This window comes from Moraxella equi, assembly GCF_002027555.1.
GTDB classification, from domain to species: Bacteria; Pseudomonadota; Gammaproteobacteria; order Pseudomonadales; family Moraxellaceae; genus Moraxella; species Moraxella equi.
Genome location: NZ_MXAP01000033.1, coordinates 1 through 20,344, shown reverse-complemented (window position 1 = coordinate 20,344; position 20,344 = coordinate 1). Strand labels below are relative to the sequence as shown.

The 20,344-nt window shown below is 38.4% G+C and carries 14 protein-coding genes; 2 read left to right on the top strand and 12 right to left on the bottom strand.

Annotation, left to right across the window (positions count from 1 at the left end; genetic code table 11):
• Positions 1 to 7 precede the first annotated feature (7 nt).
• Positions 8 to 1,540 carry a type I restriction-modification system subunit M gene (locus B5J93_RS13730; protein WP_211278843.1) on the bottom strand — a complete coding sequence of 511 codons (1,533 nt, stop codon included), beginning with the start codon at positions 1,538 to 1,540 and terminating at the stop codon, positions 8 to 10.
• A gap of 165 nt (positions 1,541 to 1,705) precedes the next feature.
• Complete coding sequence (gene fghA, locus B5J93_RS03540; RefSeq protein ID WP_079324664.1) at positions 1,706 to 2,533, bottom strand: S-formylglutathione hydrolase; 828 nt, start codon at positions 2,531 to 2,533, stop codon at positions 1,706 to 1,708.
• A gap of 270 nt (positions 2,534 to 2,803) precedes the next feature.
• On the opposite strand from fghA, the gene B5J93_RS03535 reads away from it, so the two are divergent.
• Entirely contained in the window at positions 2,804 to 4,138 is a 1,335-nt protein-coding gene (locus tag B5J93_RS03535) for an ATP-binding protein (RefSeq protein ID WP_079324662.1), read from the top strand.
• A 203-nt stretch (positions 4,139 to 4,341) separates the two neighbouring features.
• Here the strand turns inward: B5J93_RS03535 and B5J93_RS03530 are convergent, their stop codons facing one another.
• The 10 genes from B5J93_RS03530 to B5J93_RS03485 all read right to left on the bottom strand — a co-directional run bounded on the left by B5J93_RS03530 (position 4,342) and on the right by B5J93_RS03485 (position 19,939).
• Positions 4,342 to 6,333, bottom strand: coding sequence for a BCCT family transporter (locus B5J93_RS03530; RefSeq protein WP_079324660.1), 1,992 nt, complete (start codon positions 6,331 to 6,333; stop codon positions 4,342 to 4,344).
• A gap of 275 nt (positions 6,334 to 6,608) precedes the next feature.
• Positions 6,609 to 7,721, bottom strand: coding sequence for an S-(hydroxymethyl)glutathione dehydrogenase/class III alcohol dehydrogenase (locus B5J93_RS03525; protein ID WP_079324669.1), 1,113 nt, complete (start codon positions 7,719 to 7,721; stop codon positions 6,609 to 6,611).
• Between the two features lie 182 nt (positions 7,722 to 7,903).
• On the bottom strand, positions 7,904 to 12,781 hold the full coding sequence (locus B5J93_RS03520; protein ID WP_079324658.1) for an NACHT domain-containing protein: 4,878 nt from the start codon (positions 12,779 to 12,781) through the stop codon (positions 7,904 to 7,906).
• Between the two features lie 184 nt (positions 12,782 to 12,965).
• Entirely contained in the window at positions 12,966 to 13,880 is a 915-nt protein-coding gene (locus tag B5J93_RS03515) for a DMT family transporter (RefSeq protein WP_079324656.1), read from the bottom strand.
• 105 nt (positions 13,881 to 13,985) lie between these two features.
• Complete coding sequence (locus tag B5J93_RS03510) at positions 13,986 to 14,804, bottom strand: MBL fold metallo-hydrolase (protein WP_158080676.1); 819 nt, start codon at positions 14,802 to 14,804, stop codon at positions 13,986 to 13,988.
• Positions 14,805 to 14,916: 112 nt separating this feature from the next.
• Positions 14,917 to 15,576, bottom strand: coding sequence for an NAD(P)H-dependent oxidoreductase (locus tag B5J93_RS03505; protein WP_079324653.1), 660 nt, complete (start codon positions 15,574 to 15,576; stop codon positions 14,917 to 14,919).
• A 52-nt stretch (positions 15,577 to 15,628) separates the two neighbouring features.
• A complete protein-coding gene (locus B5J93_RS03500; protein WP_079324651.1) occupies positions 15,629 to 16,690 on the bottom strand; it encodes an NADH:flavin oxidoreductase/NADH oxidase in 1,062 nt (353 codons plus the stop codon).
• A gap of 127 nt (positions 16,691 to 16,817) precedes the next feature.
• Positions 16,818 to 17,537 (bottom strand): ankyrin repeat domain-containing protein, encoded by a 720-nt coding sequence (locus tag B5J93_RS03495; protein WP_158080675.1) that lies wholly within the window; start codon positions 17,535 to 17,537, stop codon positions 16,818 to 16,820.
• The gene (locus B5J93_RS03490) at positions 17,509 to 19,347 is read right to left on the bottom strand and encodes a hypothetical protein (RefSeq protein WP_079324647.1); all 1,839 of its coding nucleotides are present in this window, start codon (positions 19,345 to 19,347) and stop codon (positions 17,509 to 17,511) included. The genes B5J93_RS03495 and B5J93_RS03490 overlap by 29 nt, the downstream gene beginning before the upstream one ends.
• 10 nt (positions 19,348 to 19,357) lie before the next feature.
• Complete coding sequence (locus B5J93_RS03485; RefSeq protein WP_079324645.1) at positions 19,358 to 19,939, bottom strand: PIN domain-containing protein; 582 nt, start codon at positions 19,937 to 19,939, stop codon at positions 19,358 to 19,360.
• 148 nt (positions 19,940 to 20,087) lie between these two features.
• Here B5J93_RS03485 and B5J93_RS03480 point away from each other — a divergent pair.
• On the top strand, positions 20,088 to 20,344 hold a 257-nt coding region (locus tag B5J93_RS03480; RefSeq protein WP_143823483.1), incomplete at its 3' end, for a LysR family transcriptional regulator.

Below are 20,344 nucleotides of genomic sequence, written 5' to 3'. Positions count from 1 at the left end.
TTGACGCTTAATTTGACAAAATTTGGGCGAATTTCTTGCCATAATTTTGGCGAAATGGGGCAAAGCGAGCCATATCTTCAAGTGGAATACCGCCTTTTAAATGGGCTTCAATGGACTGGCTGTCATCGTTGCCAACAGGCTTAACATAGCGTGGAATGTTGAGATTAAAGCCGTTGGCGATGATTTCATCAAGCTCGGCAACTTTGGCAAAACCGTCCACATTTTGCCGTGCGATGTAGGTGTCTAGGATTTTTTTGATGTCTTGTTCACGCAAAACATTGGTGTTTTTCTCTTTGCGATAGCCGTTTGATGCATCAATAAACAGCACATTGTTGTGTTTGCTTTGTTTACGCAAAATCACAATAATGGTTGGAATGCCCGTATTGGTAAAAATTCCCGCAGGCAGTCCAATCACCGCATCAATTTGTCCACGCTGTAACAATTTGGTGCGGATTTTTTCTTCTTCATTGCCTCGAAACAACACGCCGTGTGACAAAACAATCGCCATTACCCCGTCAGGTTTTAAGTGATACAAGGAATGGAGCAAAAAAGCATAATCAGCTTTGGTGGCAGGGGCAACGCCATAATTACGGTAGCGTAGGTCTTTGAGCTGATTTTCGGACGCTTCCCATTTGGCAGAATAAGGCGGATTGGCAACAACTGCGTCCACAAATAAGGGGTCATCTTTGCCACTGATAATGCCATTTGGCCAGTCTTCTTTGAGTGTGTCGGCATTACGCAAAACCATATTGGCAGGGCTTACGCCACGCATCAAAAGGTTCATTCGGGCGATGTTGTAGGTGGTGGAATTGTTTTCTTGACCGTAGTATTTGATTTGGTTGCGTTGTTTGGGCGAGATTGCCGAACCCAAAGTTAAAAGTAAAGACCCCGAGCCTGCGGTTGGGTCGTACACGGTGGGTTTGTCTTTGCCGCGAATTTCATTGGCGACAATGCTTGCCATAATTTGCGAAACTTGGTGCGGGGTGTAAAACTCGCCTGCTTTTTTGCCCGAACTCATCGCAAATTGGGCGATCAAGTATTCATAAATAAAGCCAAAAGTATCGTAATCGGTGTTGCTAGAAATGTTAATATCATCAAGCAAAACCAAGAGTTTACGCACGGCGGATTCTTTTTCGCTGGCGTTTGAGCCAAGTTTTTCAGAAGTTAAATTGACATCGTCAAAAATTCCTTCAAAATCTTCTTTTTGGTGTGGGTCTAGGTTTTGACGAAAATGGGAAAGGGCGTCTGTTACATTGCTGATTCGCCAATTTCCGCCTTTGATATTGGCAATCCAAGTGCTGTACAAATCGTCTTTGGCGATGTAGTAGCCCAAGTCGGATTTTAGAGTGTCAATGTTTTCGCTGTCCAAGTCGTCAAGGGTCATTTCGTATTCTTTGGCAAGGTAGCCAACTTCGTATTCTGACAAAAATTTGTAAAACAAAAAGCCCAAAATGTAGTTTTTGTATTCGCTGGCATCCATTTTGCCACGCAAGTCGTTGGCTGACGCCCAAAGTTTGGTGGCGAGTTGTTGTTTGTTCATTGGGGAGTTTCCTTAAAGTGCTTACGCTTAGGTACAGCGATGGTGTAAATGGTACATATTTTAGCGTAAAATGCAAGTAAATCATACAACTAAGTTTGATTAAGACGAAAAAAATGGGGGTTGCTTTTGCCCCCCATTGTGTGTTTTGGTTTTGTTTTAAACAGCTTATTTTAAATACTTCGCGTGAAAAGCAATGTGCTCGCCAATAAAACTGGCAATAAAATAATAGCTGTGGTCATACCCTGCCCGCAAATTAAATTGATATACCACGCCCAATTTATCCGCCATTTGACAAAACAATTCAGGTTTTAATTGCTCAGTTAAAAATTGGTCTTTATCGCCCTGCTCAATCAAAATGGGCAAATTGGGACGGTGTTTTTCCAATAACGCCACGCTGTCATAATCTTGCCACGCATTTTTATCATCGCCCAAATAGGCGGAAAATGCCTTTTGCCCCCAAGCCACAGTACTGGGTGCAACAATGGGCGAAAATGCCGAAACACTTTGATAAACATCAGAATTTTTAAAGGCAATCATCAATGCCCCGTGTCCGCCCATTGAATGCCCAAAAATGGATTGTTTGCCATTTGTGGGGAAATGCCCGTTAATCAGCGCAGGCAGTTCTTTGACAATATAATCGTACATTTGATAATGTTTTGCCCAAGGCTCTTCTTTGGCATTGACATAAAATCCTGCTCCTTGCCCCAAATCATAAGCGTCATCGTCTGCCACATTTTCACCGCGTGGCGAAGTGTCGGGGGCAACAACAATCACATTATGCTCGTCAGCATAACGGGCAAAGCCTGATTTGGTGATGAAATTTTGCTCGGTACAAGTCAAGCCAGACAGCCAATACAGCACGGGCAATTTTTGATTTGTGGCGGTGTCAGGTAAATAAATGGCAAAAGTCATTTCACAATTTAAGCAGTCTGAAAAATGTTGCCAAATTTGTTGTTCTCCATTAAAAATGCGGTAGGTTTCTAGGTGTTTCATTGCTTGCTCCGTGTGGTTGTCTGTCAAATGTGCTTATTATACAAGGATTTGCCTTATTATAAAAATTGATAATTGTGATATATGGGTATTAGTGTTTGTGATAAGTTATTTTTGAGTTGTCTGAAAAATCAAAATCTCATTTTTTAACCAAAAAAATGTAGCAATCAACCATTTTTTCCTTAATAAAAATGTAAAAAATAACAAATTTTCATTTGAAAAAATGTAATTCTGCCTGTAAAATGGTTGTTAAAACCGTAAAAAGAGTCAATTATGTACCGTAAAATCATTCAATCCTTGGAACATTGGAAGCAAAAACCAAACCGCAAACCCTTAATTATTCAAGGGGCAAGGCAAGTGGGTAAAACTTGGGCAATGAAGCATTTTGGTAAGCAAGCCTTTCCCCAAGTGGCGTACATCAATTTTGACAATAACCCCAGAATGCAAACGCTGTTTTCAGGAGATTATGACATCAATCGTTTGCTACTTGGGCTAAAAATTGAAAGTGGTGTGGACATTCAAGCCCACAACACACTGATTATTTTTGATGAAGTGCAGGAAGTGCCACAAGCATTGTCATCACTCAAATATTTTTATGAAAATGCCCCGCAGTTTTATATTATTTCGGCAGGGTCATTATTGGGTGTATCATTACATCATCAAGTGTCTTTTCCTGTCGGCAAAGTGGATTTTTTATCGCTTTATCCAATGGATTTTTACGAATTTTTAATGGCACTTGACAAACAAAACTTGGTGCAATTATTACAATCAAAAGATTGGACATTAATTACAGCAATGAAAACCAGTTATATTGAACTTCTTCGCCTGTATTATTTTGTGGGGGGAATGCCAGAAGCGGTTAAAATTTTTGTAGAAACACAAAACATCAATGAAGTTCGCCAAATACAAAAGAATTTATTGATGGCGTATGAGCAAGATTTTTCCAAACACATTCTTGATGGGCAAACCGTACAAAAAGTGCGGTCAATTTGGCATTGCCTTCCAGAGCAACTTGCCAAAGAAAATAAGAAATTTATTTATGCTAATTTGCAAAAAGGAGCAAGAAGTAAAGAATATGAAATCGCCTTACAATGGTTAAAAGACAGTGGTTTGGTGCATAGCGTGCCACGCATTAAAAAGCCCCATTTGCCATTGTCTGCCTATCAGGATAACGCATTTAAATTATATGGGTTGGATGTTGGTTTGTTGTCTACTCAAAGCCATTTGGACGCAAGCGTATTGCTAGAAGGTAGTCGTATTTTTACCGAATTTAAAGGGGCATTGACTGAACAATATGTTTTACAGCAATTAATTGCCAATCAAGAAAATCCTGTATTTTATTGGGCAACTGAAAAAGGCACGGCAGAAGTGGATTTTGTATTGCAACAAAAACAAGCGGTTATTCCTATTGAAGTTAAAGCCGAAGAGAATTTAAAAGCCAAAAGCTTAAAAGTCTATGTGGAGCAATTTAACCCAAAACACGCCATTCGTTTTTCAATGGCGGATTATCGGGAGCAAGAATGGCTGATTAATGTGTCATTATATGCGGTTGGGTGTTATTTTAATGGGTCTCCTAAAAACCCAAAAAACAAGGAAAACCGTTTGTAGTGAGCCATGCCTACCCATAGCGGTTTTCCGCCATCCGAAGGCATAGCTCGGGGCGAATGGAAAACCTAACTTTGTAGAAAGTTTAATTTATAACAATAACCAAAATCAATACCCTATTTTAATTAAACTTTAAAAAACCCATTTCTACCCAACAAAAAAGGCACGAACTTCGCACCTTTTTATTATCATAAGAACACAAATATTTAACGCAAACTATGCAAAAAGTGCATATGGCGATGATATTGGCTTACGATGTCATTGATGACCCCTTCACTGCTCCACCCCATGATGTCATAGTCTTGTCCGCCTTCGCCCAAATGCACCTCGGCACGGTAGTAGGTCTGGGTGTCGTCATCGTTTGTGGCACCTGTGTCGTCATCGCTATGGACAAAGTCAGGCTGGGCATGGCTTGACAGGCGTACCTTATAGACAAAGTCAATCTCACTGCCGTGATTGGCAAGTAGCACCACACTGCCTGATTTTTCATTTAGCACTTTGGCGTCCACGCCCAAGTCCCGTAGCTCTTCTGCCACATCTTGACACGCCTCTTTGACGGTGGTGTCAATAAAACGGCTCACCGCAGAGCGACTTGGGAAGTTCATGATGACGTGCAGTCTTTCACGCCATACGCCACCGCCTTGGGCAGGTAGGGGTACGCTTAGGTTTTGTTGTAGGATTTCTTGCTTTTGGGCGTCCACGTTCAGAGCCTTTAACAGCCCATACATCGCAACCATTAGCACCGTAACAAAGGGCAAGGCACTGGCGATTGCCATGGTTTGCAACGCCCCAAGACCGCCTGCCAGTAGTAAAGCAATGGCAACCACGCCTGCCCCGATTGACCAAAACAGACGATAACGCACGCCTTTACTGCCTTTGCCGTGCGAGCAAAGCATATCCATGACGAGCGCCCCAGAGTCGGCAGACGTGATAAAAAACACGATAATCATGGCAAGGGCAACATAGCTAAACAGCCCCGACATGGGAAGCTCTTCTAAAAAGGCAAATAAGGACAGCGACACATCTTTGTTGATAATCTCGCCAAGCAAGGTGTTGCCTTGATTTAAAATCATGTCAATGGCGGAGTTACCAAACACCGTCATCCACAAAAACGTAAAGCCAGCAGGGACAAATAGCACCCCAAGCACAAACTCACGAATGGTACGCCCACGAGACACACGAGCGATAAATAGACCGACAAACGGAGCCCAACTAAGCCACCAACCCCAATACAAAATCGTCCAACCGCCAAACCAATCGGTCTTGTCATAGGCATATAGGTTAAAGGTCAAGCCAACAATGTTTGAGATGTACGAGCCGACATTTTGGACGTACGCTTGCAATAAAAACACCGTTGAACCGCCCAATAGCACAAAGAGCAGTAGAACCACTGCCAAGCCTAGATTAAGCTCGGATAGCATTTTTACGCCCTTATCCAGTCCCGACATCACCGAGACAGTCGCCAACGCACAGATGATGGCAATCAGCACCACTTGGCTTGCTGTCCCCACAGGGATGAACGAGAATATATGATTAAGCCCCGTATTGACCTGCAACGCCCCATAACCTAGGGAAGTCGCCAAACCAAACAGCGTCCCCACCACCGCAAACACGTCCACCGCATGACCGATAGGGCCATAAATCTTATCACCGATAAGCGGATATAATGCCGAACGCAACGTCAAGGGCAGGTTATGCCGATAGGCAAAAAACGCCAAAATCAGAGCCACCACCGCATACACCGCCCAAGCGTGCAAGCCCCAATGAAAAAAGGTCAGTCGCATGGCTTGACGAGCAGCGTCTATGGTGCTACCGTCTCCGTGTGGCGGATTTAAAAAGTGCATGACAGGTTCTGCCACGCCAAAGAACATAAGCCCAATGCCCATACCTGCCGAAAACAGCATGGCAAACCACGAAAAATTACTATAATCAGGGCGAGAATGGTCAGGGCCAAGCTTGATGTTACCGAGTTTGGATAAGCCCAAATACACGCTAAACAGCAAAATAATCGCCACCGTCAGCACATAGTACCAACTGGCATTATTCACAATCGCTGATTGCACCGCCTTAAAGGTCTTGTCGGCAAGCTCAGGCAATAAAATGGCAAACAAACTGATAAAGGCAATCAGCCCTGCCGATGTCAAGAACACAGGCGGATTTAGCCCGTGCTTGTGTTTTTTGGGTACGGGCGTACTCATATTACACTCCTATTGTCAATGGTAGTGCAATAAAATATGGATAAACGCCTAAATGATTAAAAACGATTGATAAACACACCAATCCTATTCATATTTGATTGCACCAATGGGGTTAATTTTGAGCAACATTTGCACAAAATTTGTTAATATTCAAAGGATTGTAACATAGATTAGCCAAAAAATAAAATTTGCTTAGGAATTGGTATCATTGTAATAAAAAAGACCGTCCAATTCAAACGGTCTTTTTTAACATCAAAACAATAATTAACATGATATCAAGAATAATGCACCACCGAACGAATAGACTTACCTTCGTGCATTAACTCAAAAGCGTGGTTAATGTCATCAAGGGGCATTGTGTGCGTGACAAAAGGCGACAAGCGAATTTTACCCGACATTGCGTCCTCCACCATTTGTGGTAATTGGCTACGCCCTTTGACACCGCCAAATGCCGTGCCTTTCCAAGTTCTGCCCGTCACCAATTGGAACGGACGGGTGCTAATTTCTTGACCTGCCCCCGCCACGCCAATAATCACCGACTGTCCCCAGCCACGATGAGCTGACTCCAACGCCGAACGCATCACTTCCACATTACCAATACACTCAAAGGTGTGGTCCACGCCCCATTTGGTCATTTCAATCAGCACTTGTTGGATTGGTTTGTCAAAATCTTTGGGATTGAGACAATCAGTCGCCCCAAATTCTTTGGCAAGGGCAAATTTTTCAGGGTTGGTGTCAATGGCAAAAATTCGCCCTGCGTTCGCTTGTTTTGCCCCTTGAATCACCGCCAAGCCAATGCCACCCAAGCCAAACACCGCCACGCTATCGCCTGCTTGCACTTTGGCGGTATTATGTACCGCCCCAATGCCTGTGGTGACGCCACAGCCGAGCAAGCAGACTTCCTCTGGGTTGGCTTTTGGGTTGATTTTGGCGAGCGACACTTCCGCCACCACCGTGTATTCGCTGAATGTGGAACAGCCCATATAGTGATAAATTGGCTTGCCTTCATACGAAAAACGGCTGGTGCCGTCTGGCATCACGCCTTGCCCTTGCGTGGCTCGCACCGATACGCACAGATTGCTTTTGCTTGATTGGCAAAATTCGCACTCGCCACATTCTGCGGTATAAAGTGGAATCACGCTGTCGCCCACCGCCACACTGGTAACGCCTTCGCCCACTTCCACCACCACGCCTGCCCCTTCGTGTCCCAAGACCACAGGGAACAGTCCTTCGGGGTCAGCCCCTGATAGGGTAAAGGCATCTGTATGGCACACGCCTGTGTGGGTGATTTTGACCAAGACTTCGCCTTTTTTGGGGCGTTCTACATCAATTTCTACGATTTTTAAGGGTTCGTTGGGGGCAAATGCCACCGCCGCACGGGATTTAATAGTGTTCATTTTGGGATACCTAATTGTTTGAAATAGTAATGATTATAATGGTTTAGAGATATTTTGGCTAATTGATAATTTTGATAGTTGGGTATTATTTGGGGTGATAAGTGGGTTTAATGGCAAAATACCGCTCATTTCTAGGAGATATTATTTGCCATATTCTATTTTCAAATTTTTATTTAGATATAGATTAATGATTCATAATTCAAATCAATGAGCACTTCATCTAAGGATGCCAACTTATTTTTAGTAATATCATAACCAAATTGATTCAAATCAACATTACTTATCATTGCATTCTTCCAGTCAATAATCTCTTGGTCAATAGCACCTATTTCATCAAGCAATGCGTAGAATGATATTTTTTCAGAAATAGATTGGGTATTTAACAAAGTTGTTTTGATTAATCTTCTCAACTCATCATCATTTTTTAATCTCTTAATTAATGGAGTGTATAAAAATCTATGATAATAATCAAACTCGTGATAGTTACTCAACACATCAGCCAAAAAATCTAAAATATTTTCTGGTTTGTTGCATGTCATTCTTAGATTAAATGCAAGACTTGCACTTAATCTTGGTTGGCTTTTAACTAAATCATTAAAAATATTTAATAACTTTTCATCATTAGCCCAACCTTGACATAGAGCCATAAGCCTTCCTTCATATTGATATACATCTTCTATATTGCTAACGAGATGATAAATATCTTTATCATCACTAAATAAATCACCAAGTAGCTTTCCGCAAGTTATGGCAATTGCTGAATTTTTGCTATCAACATATTCAATTAATATCTTTTTTAATTGATTTTTGTCTGTTGTATTTTTGATTAAAAAATTCATCAAATTACCATCATGGATAGTTTCTAAATGATTCATATAATCCATAATATAAGGCACGGTTGGAGAATCTTTGGTTGAAATTTTAGCAATAAACCCCCAATTCTCTTGACTAAGTTCTTCTTTGCCAAATTGAGATATTTTACCCAAATCACCATTGGTTGCTTTATAAATAACATCAAAATTATCAACCAAAATTTGATTGGCTAAACTATTATCTTCTCCATAATTATCAAAAAATAGAAAATTAGGGTTGGCAAGCTTTTCTTCTCTCGGTTTATCAGCATAATATTCTTCTGGATTTTCAATCAAAAAATATTCATTTAGCTTATTTATTTTTAAATAGCCAATAAATGCAATCTGTCTTTGTTTCTCGTGATAATTACCAACAGCAAATACAAGTTCATTACTTCTTTCTAATACAACATCTGGATGTTTATCTTTCATATGTTCAAAATAAGCAATCGCTGAAGCCATTTGGATTGTTGAATCTTTTTCATCCAAAAAATGACTCAATTGCTCAATGACTTTAGTGTTGCCACTAAAGTATTTATGTTGCAACTCTTGAACCAAATGTACTCTAAAACTCTCTTCTGTAGGAAGTGAAGCAACTAAACTTTGTTCAAATTTATCCATTAACTCTGGTAAAAATTGTACAGTAGCCACAGGGGAATGTGTCAACTCTTGTATTGCCAATGATTTTACCTTTTGGTTTTCTGGAAAGTGTTGTATTAAAAGATGTAAAGACTCATAAAAATCACCCCAATTTTTATCAAGTAATGGTAATTCTTGCTCTAAAAATCTATCAAGTAAATTAATTTCAAAATAATTTTTATCCAATTCTATTAAAGATGATAAGGCTCTATTTCGAAATCTTATGTCTCTATTAAATAAAATTTCTTCTGAAATTTCAATACCTTCTTTGGGGTTATCTAAAAAGACTGTGCTGAGATAATCCGATGCCCACCCTTTTCTGCTATTATCACTACGAAAATAATCTTTTAATCTATTTATCACATTTTTATCATCAGACCAGCCAGAAGTAAGAGCCCTAAGTTGCCAATGCGGAAACCCTGATTTATCCAATAATTGCTCAAACAAGTATTCTTTATTATTCTCAGTTCTTCCAATCAAACAAGCATAAGTAGTTTCAATATCTCTATGCTTATTATCATCTTTTTGTAACCACTCTTCTATTACAGGAATTAATTTTTTGTTATCTCTAAATGCTTCCGAAAGTGTTTGCCAATGCTCTATTTTATGTGAAGGAAAAAACGGATGTTTTTTATTAAGTTCATCAATAACTTTATCAACGACTTCATCTTTACTATTGTAGCATTTAAATAGTATAGACCAAGCTATCTCGTGCTTAATTTGTGCCTCTGCCACATGTGTATTTAAGCTATCCATCAAATGTTTGAATAATTCATTTGAATTTCCCCAACCATCAATAAATAACTGCTCAATTTCATCATCAAGTGTATAATTTATGCCCTCTATCTTATTAACAAGTGTATCTAAATCTTGACTGGTTTGCATATTAAGATAAACTTTTAGTTTGGTTGTAAATAAATAGATTTTAGGATGTTCTGATAAATGATATTTGGCAACTATTTCTTTTTGAAATGATGATTCTACCTTTTCGGAAATTAATGTATTAATTAAATAAGCAATGATTTCAGGATTATAACATTCAGATAAAATATGATTAATTTTTTCAAAAATCCACTCATCATCAATAAATTTTTGTATCACCTTTGATGCTTGAAGTTTTTGGTAAATATTGCCATTAATAAGTGATGTAACGATAAAATGTCTAATGTTATCCGTAAGATTTTCTTTGGATAAATACATTAGAGTTTCTAGACGTTTATCATTATAAGCATAAATATTTGGAAAATACTTAAATAAGTAATCAAGTACTTTTTCATTTATTTTAGGATTATATAGAGATTTTAATAATATATTCCATAGAACTTCTTTTCTCTTTGGATGTGTTTCATATTCAAATTCTGAAATTAAATTATTGAGGTCTATTTGCGATTTATCAATAGGGGCATTGTTTAATGTTAGTGCTAATGTATACTTGAGAAATTTGGTATAATGATTGACTTTATTTTCATTACCTATGATATTAATGCAATTAATAAATTTTTTTCTATTTCTATTAGGAATCAACCCAAAGAAAAAATAAATAACCTGACTCCACTGAGGATTTTCCCCATAAGTCTCTAATGTGTTTTGAATAATATCCTCATCAGAATTGATTAAGTATTTTGCCGTCATAAACTCCTGAAATTGGCGATGAAGGAATGCAACTTCATCGGGTGATTTTTCAATAATAATACCAATATTATTTGCACCGATATCTAAAATATTTTTACTGACTTTCTTGGCTTTGGCATTTTCATAATCTAATTCTTCAATTAAGTATTTACCAATAATAGTACAAGCATCTTCTTTTAATATAATACCATCATGATGATTTTCGTGAATATCTTTAGATAATACACTAAAAATATCAAAAAGATTAAATTCATATTCGCTTTCATCAGAAATATTGGCAGATGTTCTTCTTTTAATCGGGTGTTTTTCAATCAAATGTTCAGTAATATTATCCAAAAGTTTAACTTTATTTCTAGGTAGAGTAATCTGCCCAAATCTATGAGAAATCAAAATACTTAGTAGTAAAGGGTTAGTTGATAAACGCAACAAGTCAGCTGATTGTTCTAATTCTAGCAAAAATTGCTGGGTTGAATTTTTAACAAAATTAATTTCAGTTAACCCCTTACACTCCATCCATTGTTCATACCAGTAGCTGATAAATTTTTCCTGTTGCTTAACTGAAAATTCACCGATAGTGTAAGTTTTTATTCCATAAAATTCTTCTTTCTGTAATCTATAACCATAGGGTCTGCTAGAATAAATAACTTTAGTATTATTTAATGAAGTTTGTATATCTATTCTTGAAATGGCGATTTTTGCCAATCCACTATTTGTCCATTCATCAATACCATCTATTACCAATAATAATCTTTCATCTTTTAAGGCATTATTGATTAATTCAAATAATGACTCTTGACCGACACTTTTTAACCATAACAGCATAATATCATACAAATTTAAATTTTCATTTTCATGTAATTTTTTTGTTATAAAGGCAAAAGGCAACCAAACAGGCAGTAAATCTCCCCATTCTTTAGTTGTATTAATTAGTTTAGGTTCATCTGATAATAAATCCAAAACCAAATAGCGTAATAAAGTGCTTTTTCCAGAACCTGGTTCTCCCAAAATCATTACTTTGTCGTGCTTAGATAAATAATCATCAGGATTTAATCTAACTTCATTTTCTCGAAAAATAACAGAATGATTGTATTTCTTTCTGTGAGATTTTTGAAAATCCTGATGGTTGTCAATCTCTTCATCATTAAAAAAATCAAGTCTGGATTCTTGTTGTTTTGTATCTTCGATTTGTTGATGATTGTCGATAATCTGTTTTTCAATAAAATCTGGCAAAATAAATCTATCTTGAATTTTTGCCAAGTAATTATCAAAATGGCTAGCAGGAATACCGATGTCATTTGCTTGAAAAGTTGCTGAATACACATCGAACAATTTTTTTCTGTATTCAATAACTTGTAATGAATCCAATTTTCTTCGTTCTGTAATATTTTTAAAAGCTTCTTCTCCATTAAAGGCTTTTACCCACGCTTTACCAAAGAAATCATATACAATTTGTGGATAGTCCTTTAATATTGCAGAAATTTGAATTTTATCCCATTTGATAAAATCAATGCCTTCGGATTTTAACCCTTCTCTTAGCTCATTGAATTTATCTTGAATTTGAGTTTTATTAAGTTCAACAGTGGTGCAGAAAATAAACTCATCACTTTTTTGATGCCACTTCCCTGACCTAAAAGTTTGAACGGCTTGTTCTAAATCATTTTTAGATACTGCTTCATATTTTTTGCATTGGTATGATGAGTATTTTGAATTTTTGTAGGCAAAAATATCAATACCATCTTGTTTCTGACCAGCTACACCATAAATTTCACAGTTATTTTTTCCATGTATCGCCTGTGCCAATCTTAAGCAAAGCTTCTCAAAATCCTCCCATCTTAATTGTTCAATAGGTAGTGAATTTGCATTGGTTTCAATAGGTGGTGTAATTTCCGAGCCATTTGGCGTGAATAAATAAGACGAATTAAAGCTCATCTGAAATTCCTATTTTAAAGTATAAAATTTTACATATAACTTATTTATTTTAATAAATTTTTAAATAAATAGTTATTTTTATTATAACATTTATCTACACAAAAATACATTTTAAATGCTTTAAAAGTGGTAAAAATACCGCTTTCATCAAAACGGGTTTTCTCCCATTCAAAAATATTAAAACTCACACCAAACGAATACATCCCACGCCCACGAGCAATAACACCACCCCCAAGATTTGCACGGGTAACACCGCCTTTTTTGTCACGCCAAATAAGCCGAATTTATCTACCAACAAACTGCCACAAATCAAGCCAGACAGCACAAGCATCACCACCTGTCCTGTCCCGATTTTTGGCACAAGATACACTCCAGACAAAATAAACAACGCCCCAAGCACACCACCGCCCCAAATCCACAATGGCTGTCCTTGTGTGGGTTTGATTAAATGTACCAAACTTTTTTCATAACACAAAGCAATCACAAACAGCACGCCAGTCCCCACCAAAAATGACACCACCGCACCACCAAGCGATGAGTCAAGTTGTCGTCCAAGCTCGCCATTGACCGCCGCTTGTGTGGCAAGTGCCATTCCGCCCAGCACCCCCACGCCACGCCAAAGCCACGCATTGTCACCCGTTTTGGCAAGTTGTCGCCTTTGGGGTAAGACAATCGCCACAAATACACCTGTCAAGACAAGCAAAACTCCCACAATTCGGCTGCCCAAAAAAGGGATTTGCACCGAACGAAGCAAACCAAAACTGTCAATCATTAGCCCCATTAGTACCTGCCCCAAAATCGGCATTACCGCCGTTTGCACACCGCCCAATTTGGGGAAAATCAGCACATTGGCGGTCAGTCCCACCGTCCCAAGCACACCGCCAAGCCACGCCCACCAAGGCACAGCCGACAAAGTCACCTTATCAAACCAAAGCGGACTGCCAAACCCAAGCGATAAGCCCACAAGAAAAATCAGCCCCACCAAAAATGAAACAAACGAAGTCAAAAACGCAAAGCCCAAATGCAAACGCAGTTGGGCATTGACAGCTGACTGACAGGCAATGCACACACCCGCCAATAATCCAATGATAAAAGTCATTTTAAATTAACACGGTTTAATAAAATTATCTTATACTCATTTAATCATCATAAAAACCGCTTAGCCAATCATAAGCAAGCGGTTTTTTGTTTTCAATTAAACTTATCATTTCAAACTTTGATAAATACTCTCTACCAATTTTTCACTATTGATAAAATTCCAATTATGGCTACTTTCCCATTCTTTGGCGGGGCGAGACGCTTGAATTTGGGCAAGGGTTTTGCCTTGGCGTTTTTGTTTGGCGACCCGACTTCTAATGGTGTTTAACATTTTGGTATGGGTAATCAGCTCACTACGGCTTGCCAAATTGCCGTGTCCTGCGATGATTTTGGTATTGTCATTGGCAAGGACAATAATGCCATTTAAGCCTTTAATCATACCGTCAATCGTTCCGCCATTTTTGACATCAATAAACGGAAAACGCCCAAAAAATAAAATATCGCCAGCGTGAATGATATTAGACTTTGGCAAATGTACAATAATATCGCCATTGGTATGAGCATTAGCAAAATACATCAAATGAATGGGTTCATCGCCTGCCAATTTTAAAGATTTATCAAAAGTCAAATGCGGTAGTGTATTGGGCGTGGCATTATTTTGATTATAAGCGGTGATTAAATCGCTGGTATTATGATGAGCGATAATGGTCGCATTAAAATCTTTGACAAAAGACGCATTGCCACCCGTATGGTCATTATGTCCGTGCGTATTGATGACATAACGCACAGGTTTTGGGCTGATTTTGCCAATTTCGCTTTTAATATCAGCATAAATATTGGTAAATTGCGTGTCCACGACATATAGGGCATTGTCATTTTCAATCACGGCAATATTACCGCCTTGACCTTCTAGCATATAAACGCTGTCATTTAATGGCGTGGTTTTGATTGGTGTACTGTGTGTGTCATTGGCAAATGCGGTCATTGATATTGTACTTACCAAAATAGCAGTTAAAAATTTTAGTTTCATTATTAAAACACTCCAAAAAAAAAGCATTGTTTTTAATGATTAAAATAATGCTTTTATTTAAAAAAAATTATTCTACAAATTTCACCACTTCATCAAAAGTTTTACGGGCTTTTTGGCGAATTTCTTTATCACGATAACCAAAAGTTACCATTACCGAAATCGCCCACTCATTTGGGTCAAATAAACCTTCTTCTGCCAAAATGCGGTTCACTTCTTTATAATCAAAGCCTTCAATCGGGCAACTGTCAATGCCAAGCATTGCTGCCCCCGTCATCATATTGGCAAGGGCGATGTAGGTTTGTTTGCTTGCCCAGTCAAATAAACTGCGGTCGGAATCCAAAATGGCGATGTCTTCGGTTTGGAATTTTTTATAAACTTCCATAATCTTAACACGGTCATCGCCTTGCAAGCCCCGTCTGTCCATAATTTCGCCAAAATAGGGCGTGTCATAGCGGGCGTTTTTCTTGGCAAGAATGGCGACAATGTGGCTGGCGGTTTCCATTGTCGGAATGCCCCACGCATAGGGTTTTAGTTTTTGGCGTAAGTCTTGGTTTTGTAATACCAAAAATTGCCAAGGCTCAGACCCCACAGAGCTTGGCGACAAACGCCCAAGTTCCAAAATGGCATTAAAATCATCGGCAGGGATTTTGCGATTACCGTCATACGAACGGGTGGACGCACGGCGATGAAAGGCGTTAATTAGGTCGTCTTTATTAAAAATGGTCATAGAGATACTCCGAAAAATAAGATTAAAAGGTTTTCAGGCAGCCTGAAAAAAATCACATAAACCCTCTTACATACTGTCTTGGCACAAACTGCATTTCACTGCTGTCCGAGCCATTTTGCTGATATTGGGCGTTTAGCACCCAATACGGGTCTCGCAAAAGCCCACGCCCAATCGCCACCAAATCGGCATCGCCCACACCCAAAATATGGTCAGCCACTGCCACATTGTCCAGCATACCCACCGCAATCACAGGTTTGTTTGTGGCGTGTTTGACTTTGCGAGCCAAATCCACTTGATAGCCTGCATAAAATTCAGGGTGATTGCCTTTGTGCAACACGCCATCGCCACCACCGCTCACATCAAACATATCCGCCCCTGCGTCTGCAAATCGTTTGGCAATCTCTACGCCATAATCGCTGTCAAAGCCGTCTTTGCCATATTCTTGGGCGGAAATGCGCACGATTAACGGCATATCAGTAGGCATCACTTTTTTGGCTGCCTGAATGATTTCCACGCCAAACAAGACTTTGTCTTGACCGTATTCATCGGTACGCCCATTGGATTTGGGCGAATAAAATTGATGAATCAAATAACCGTGTGCCCCGTGCAATTCAATCGCATCAAACCCTGCGTCCACCGCTCTTTTCACGCTATCGGCAAAGGCTTGCACCAAGTCTTTGACTTCCTGCGTGGTCAATTCGCGTGGCGTAATCAAATTTTGCCCTGCATAATCTAACTCGCCATAATGAATGGCGGACGGGGCGACGGCATTCGGTTCATCTTGGGCTTTACGACCTGCGTGGGCGATTTGCACGGCAATTTTCGCTCCTTGTGCATGTACGCTGTCCACCAGTTTTTTAAAGGCGGCTTGCTGTTCGTCATTCCAAAGTCCCAAGCAATTTGGACTAATGCGACCATTGGGGGCGACATTGGTCATCTCCACGATAATCAAGCCCACGCCACCAATCGCACGGCTGGTGTAATGCACCAAATGCCAGTCGTTTGGCACGCCGTCTGTGGCGGAATATTGGCACATTAGGGGCATAACTACGCGGTTTTTAAGTTCAAGATTTTTAATGGAAAAAGGGGTAAGAAGTTGGCGGATTTTTGCCATTTGAGTAGTCCTAAGTGATGAAAGTGGGGGTATTATAGCGTGTTTGGGATATTAGGGAAAATTGATTATTTTAATGGGTAGGTATTATTTGGCGTGATAAATAAAAACTTTATCACGCCTTTTATGATTAAAAACTCAATTTATCAACAATTTGTTGCCAATGCGATTGTGGCAACTGCTTTTTCATTGCATTATTTATCATATGCCAATAATCCGCATTGGTTAAAACACGCTTGGCTTGTTCCAATGGTATTTCATCATGAAAATCTGTTTCATTTTTTAATTGTGGTTCTCGTTTTGTCAAATATCCCACCGCATAACTATTACCAAATTTACTGGCAGTATGCAATAGCGTTTGCCCGTCTGCTGTTTTGACGGTCAAATCAGGATTAACCGACAGCATTAAATCAAAACAAGACTGTGAATGTGTTTTAATAATGGCGTGCAATGGTGTCATTCCTTGATAATCCAAAGTGTCTGGTCTGGCACCTTGTTTTAGCATTAAATCAATCAAATCAAAATCCGCCCATTCCGCAGGGAATATTAAAGGATTTTGCTGTTTAAAATCACGATTATCCAAACTCTCAGGGGCATATTGCACCAATAAAAATACCGCTCTACGCATTGCAAAAATCGCTTTTTGGATTTCTTGCTTATGAACAGACTTATTATAATTTTTGAATTGATTGATTAATTTTAATAATAACATAAAAGCATTGCCACCTTCCACACTAGGCAATGGTTTGACTAATGATTTTTTATGCTGTTTGATATAATCAATGACTTTATTTTCATTATAAGGTTCATCATAAATCAATTTAAAAAATATTTGCACAATGGGGGTCATCTTTGTCCAGTTTGGTACTTTGATTTTCAAAACCATAATAAGGCATATACAGTGTTTGCCAATGATTATCATCAATTAAAAATTGCTCTACGGTGTCTTCCAAAGTCGTGGGTAAATCTACTTTTAAAAAACAATGAAATACACCGCCTGCCAACATATCACGATAATAAGTTTCGTGATTATTGGCATTTAGTGGTTTATCCCAAGTTTCAAGGGCTAGTAAATCCAAGCCAATTCGCCCACGCCAATCAGCATAGCAACCTATTTTTGACGCTTCCAATGCTTGCCGATAAAACTGCTTGGCAGATTTAAAATCATTGCGTGATAAGGCATCACGAGCTTGGTAATTATGGATTTGAGCCTGTTTGTGTTTAAAGCAGGGGTGGTTGATTGCCTGTTCTAATAAGACTTTGACACGGCTTGGGGCGTTTTTATCATTTTTGCGTTGGTCAGTGTATAAATGGCGGTGCAATTTGGATTGAATCACAAATAGCTCATCATCAGGTGTTTGACTTAGTTGTTCGGCTCGCTCAATTAACAAACGACTAATTTGTTTGTTGGTTAAAAATAAACAGCTTTCCAATATGGCAAAAACAACTTCTTTGTTGTTACAAGTCCGAATGGTTTTTTCTGGATTAAGCGTTAATGAAAATAATGTTTTTAAATATTCATCAGCATTTCTCTGATATTTTATATATAAAGCAATTTTATCTTGTTGAATTTTTAAATTATTGCTTGGGTTGGTGTCAAAAAAATCTGACAATGCTTCTGTGCCAGCCAAAGACATAAAATAACGATTTAAAGTTTCAAAATGAACCGACTTTCTAGCAAAGTCATCAGGCATAGGAAATCCAACCGATTGAATAAATCGGGTCATTTCATCATTTTCGTGATGATTTAAGATATGAGCAAAAACTGCTTTGCCATAATCACCTAATTGTTCATCAAACCAATTATCAGCCTGCTTTTTATTTTCAAACTTTTGATAAGAAAATACCATCAAATCAAAAATATATTTACCAATATACACCAATTGATAGGCTTTATTATCGTGCAAATCTGATGAATGAATATTTGTATTGGGAGAAAAATATTCACAGGCTTTGATAAAAGCTGATTGAATAGCCCTTGCCAATAAAAAAGTTTGGCGTATTTTTTTTATGGTAGGCGGATTATCGCTGACAAATCCCAATTCTAATTCATCAGGAAAATAGCTTTTTATGCTGTTGGCATCGGGCAATTTGCCGTTTTTCCAATGGTATAAATTACGCAAAATACTGTCTTTTTCTTTAAATCCTGCATTGGGAAATTGCTCACAGCGTGCATTTGCAAAATCTTCCAGTGTGTCGCCATAATGATTAAATAGCCAATCCATTGCCAGTTGTACGGGCAAACGCAATGTTTTTTGCTCATCATCATATCGAGGTAATAATTGGATAAAATCAGGGGAAATTTGCCCATTGACATACAATAAACCAAGCCAACGCCCAATTTGTGGTAAATGAAAGCGTGCCAAAACTTCCCAATTCACTTGTTGTTCATTGGCTTGTGAGCTGTGAATTTTTTGATTAAAAACATCTAATTGCTTGGCAAATTCTAAAAAATAAAATCGCCATAATTTGCTTTGCTCATCATCTAATTCAAATTGATTTGCCAAACCTGTTAATAAGGTGTTTAAAAATTCTTGGTACTTTATCAGTTTCATATCATAAGCAACAAAACGCTGTTTGATAACCGTTGCCTGTGACGGCGAACCCGCCCATTGATATAAATTTAATAGGACGCTTTCAGGATTGGGTAAAAAGCTCATTATATACTCCTTAAATAAATTGGTTGGCTAATTTTTGACAAATGTATTGTTTGTATTCATCATCATAATCTTTTAACTCATTTTTTAAAATGCTTAAAATAAAGTTCATCAAAGATTTTTGTGATTTAGGCAAACAATGTTCTGGCATTTTATGATAAGATTGTTTTACCTTTGGCAAAAGAGCAAGACTTAGCATATCAATAATGGATAAGCGTTTTTTGTGTTTGGTGTTATCCAATTGAATGTTGTTGGCGTGTCCAACTCTTTGAATGGATTTAACTTGTTGCTGATAATATTCAATCAACACATCAAATCCTGCATCTTTTGATACAATCAAAAATTCATCATTGGGATTGTTTTCAATGATTCGTCCCATTTCACTTGACAGAATAAAATCAAGGGCATTTTTTCCGCTTTTTGGCACTTGAATCAAATGAAAAGCTTTACCGAATTGGGCTTGGGCTTCGCTGAATGAAATGGGTAAAGTAGTTTGATTTTTGCCAACAAACAGCCAAATTTGGCATTGATTGGGGTTAAGGCGGTTAAAATCATTGGGCTGAATGTTTTCATAATCAATCAAATAATGTTTCATAAAAACTCCAAATTGGGTAAATGGTGGGGATTTTCAATGTTGACAGTTTAAAAAATTTTTACAATCTGTTCAATGAAAAGTGGCGTACACCCTTGCAAATCCTTGTTTTTGCACCAATAATAATGATAAGTTTCAATGAGATGCCACAATGACTGACCTTTGTAAACTTGACCTAAACCTACTCAAAGCCTTTGTTGTGCTATTAGACGAATGTAATGTCAGCCGTTCAGCACAACGCTTGTCAGTTACTCAACCTGCGATGAGTGGGATTTTAAATCGTCTGCGAGAAAGTTTTAACGACCCGTTATTTGTCCGCGTTCAGCACGGAATGCAACCGACTGATAGAGCGATTGAGCTTGGTAAAATTGCACGACAAATCCTAACCGATACCCCACTCTCAACTAA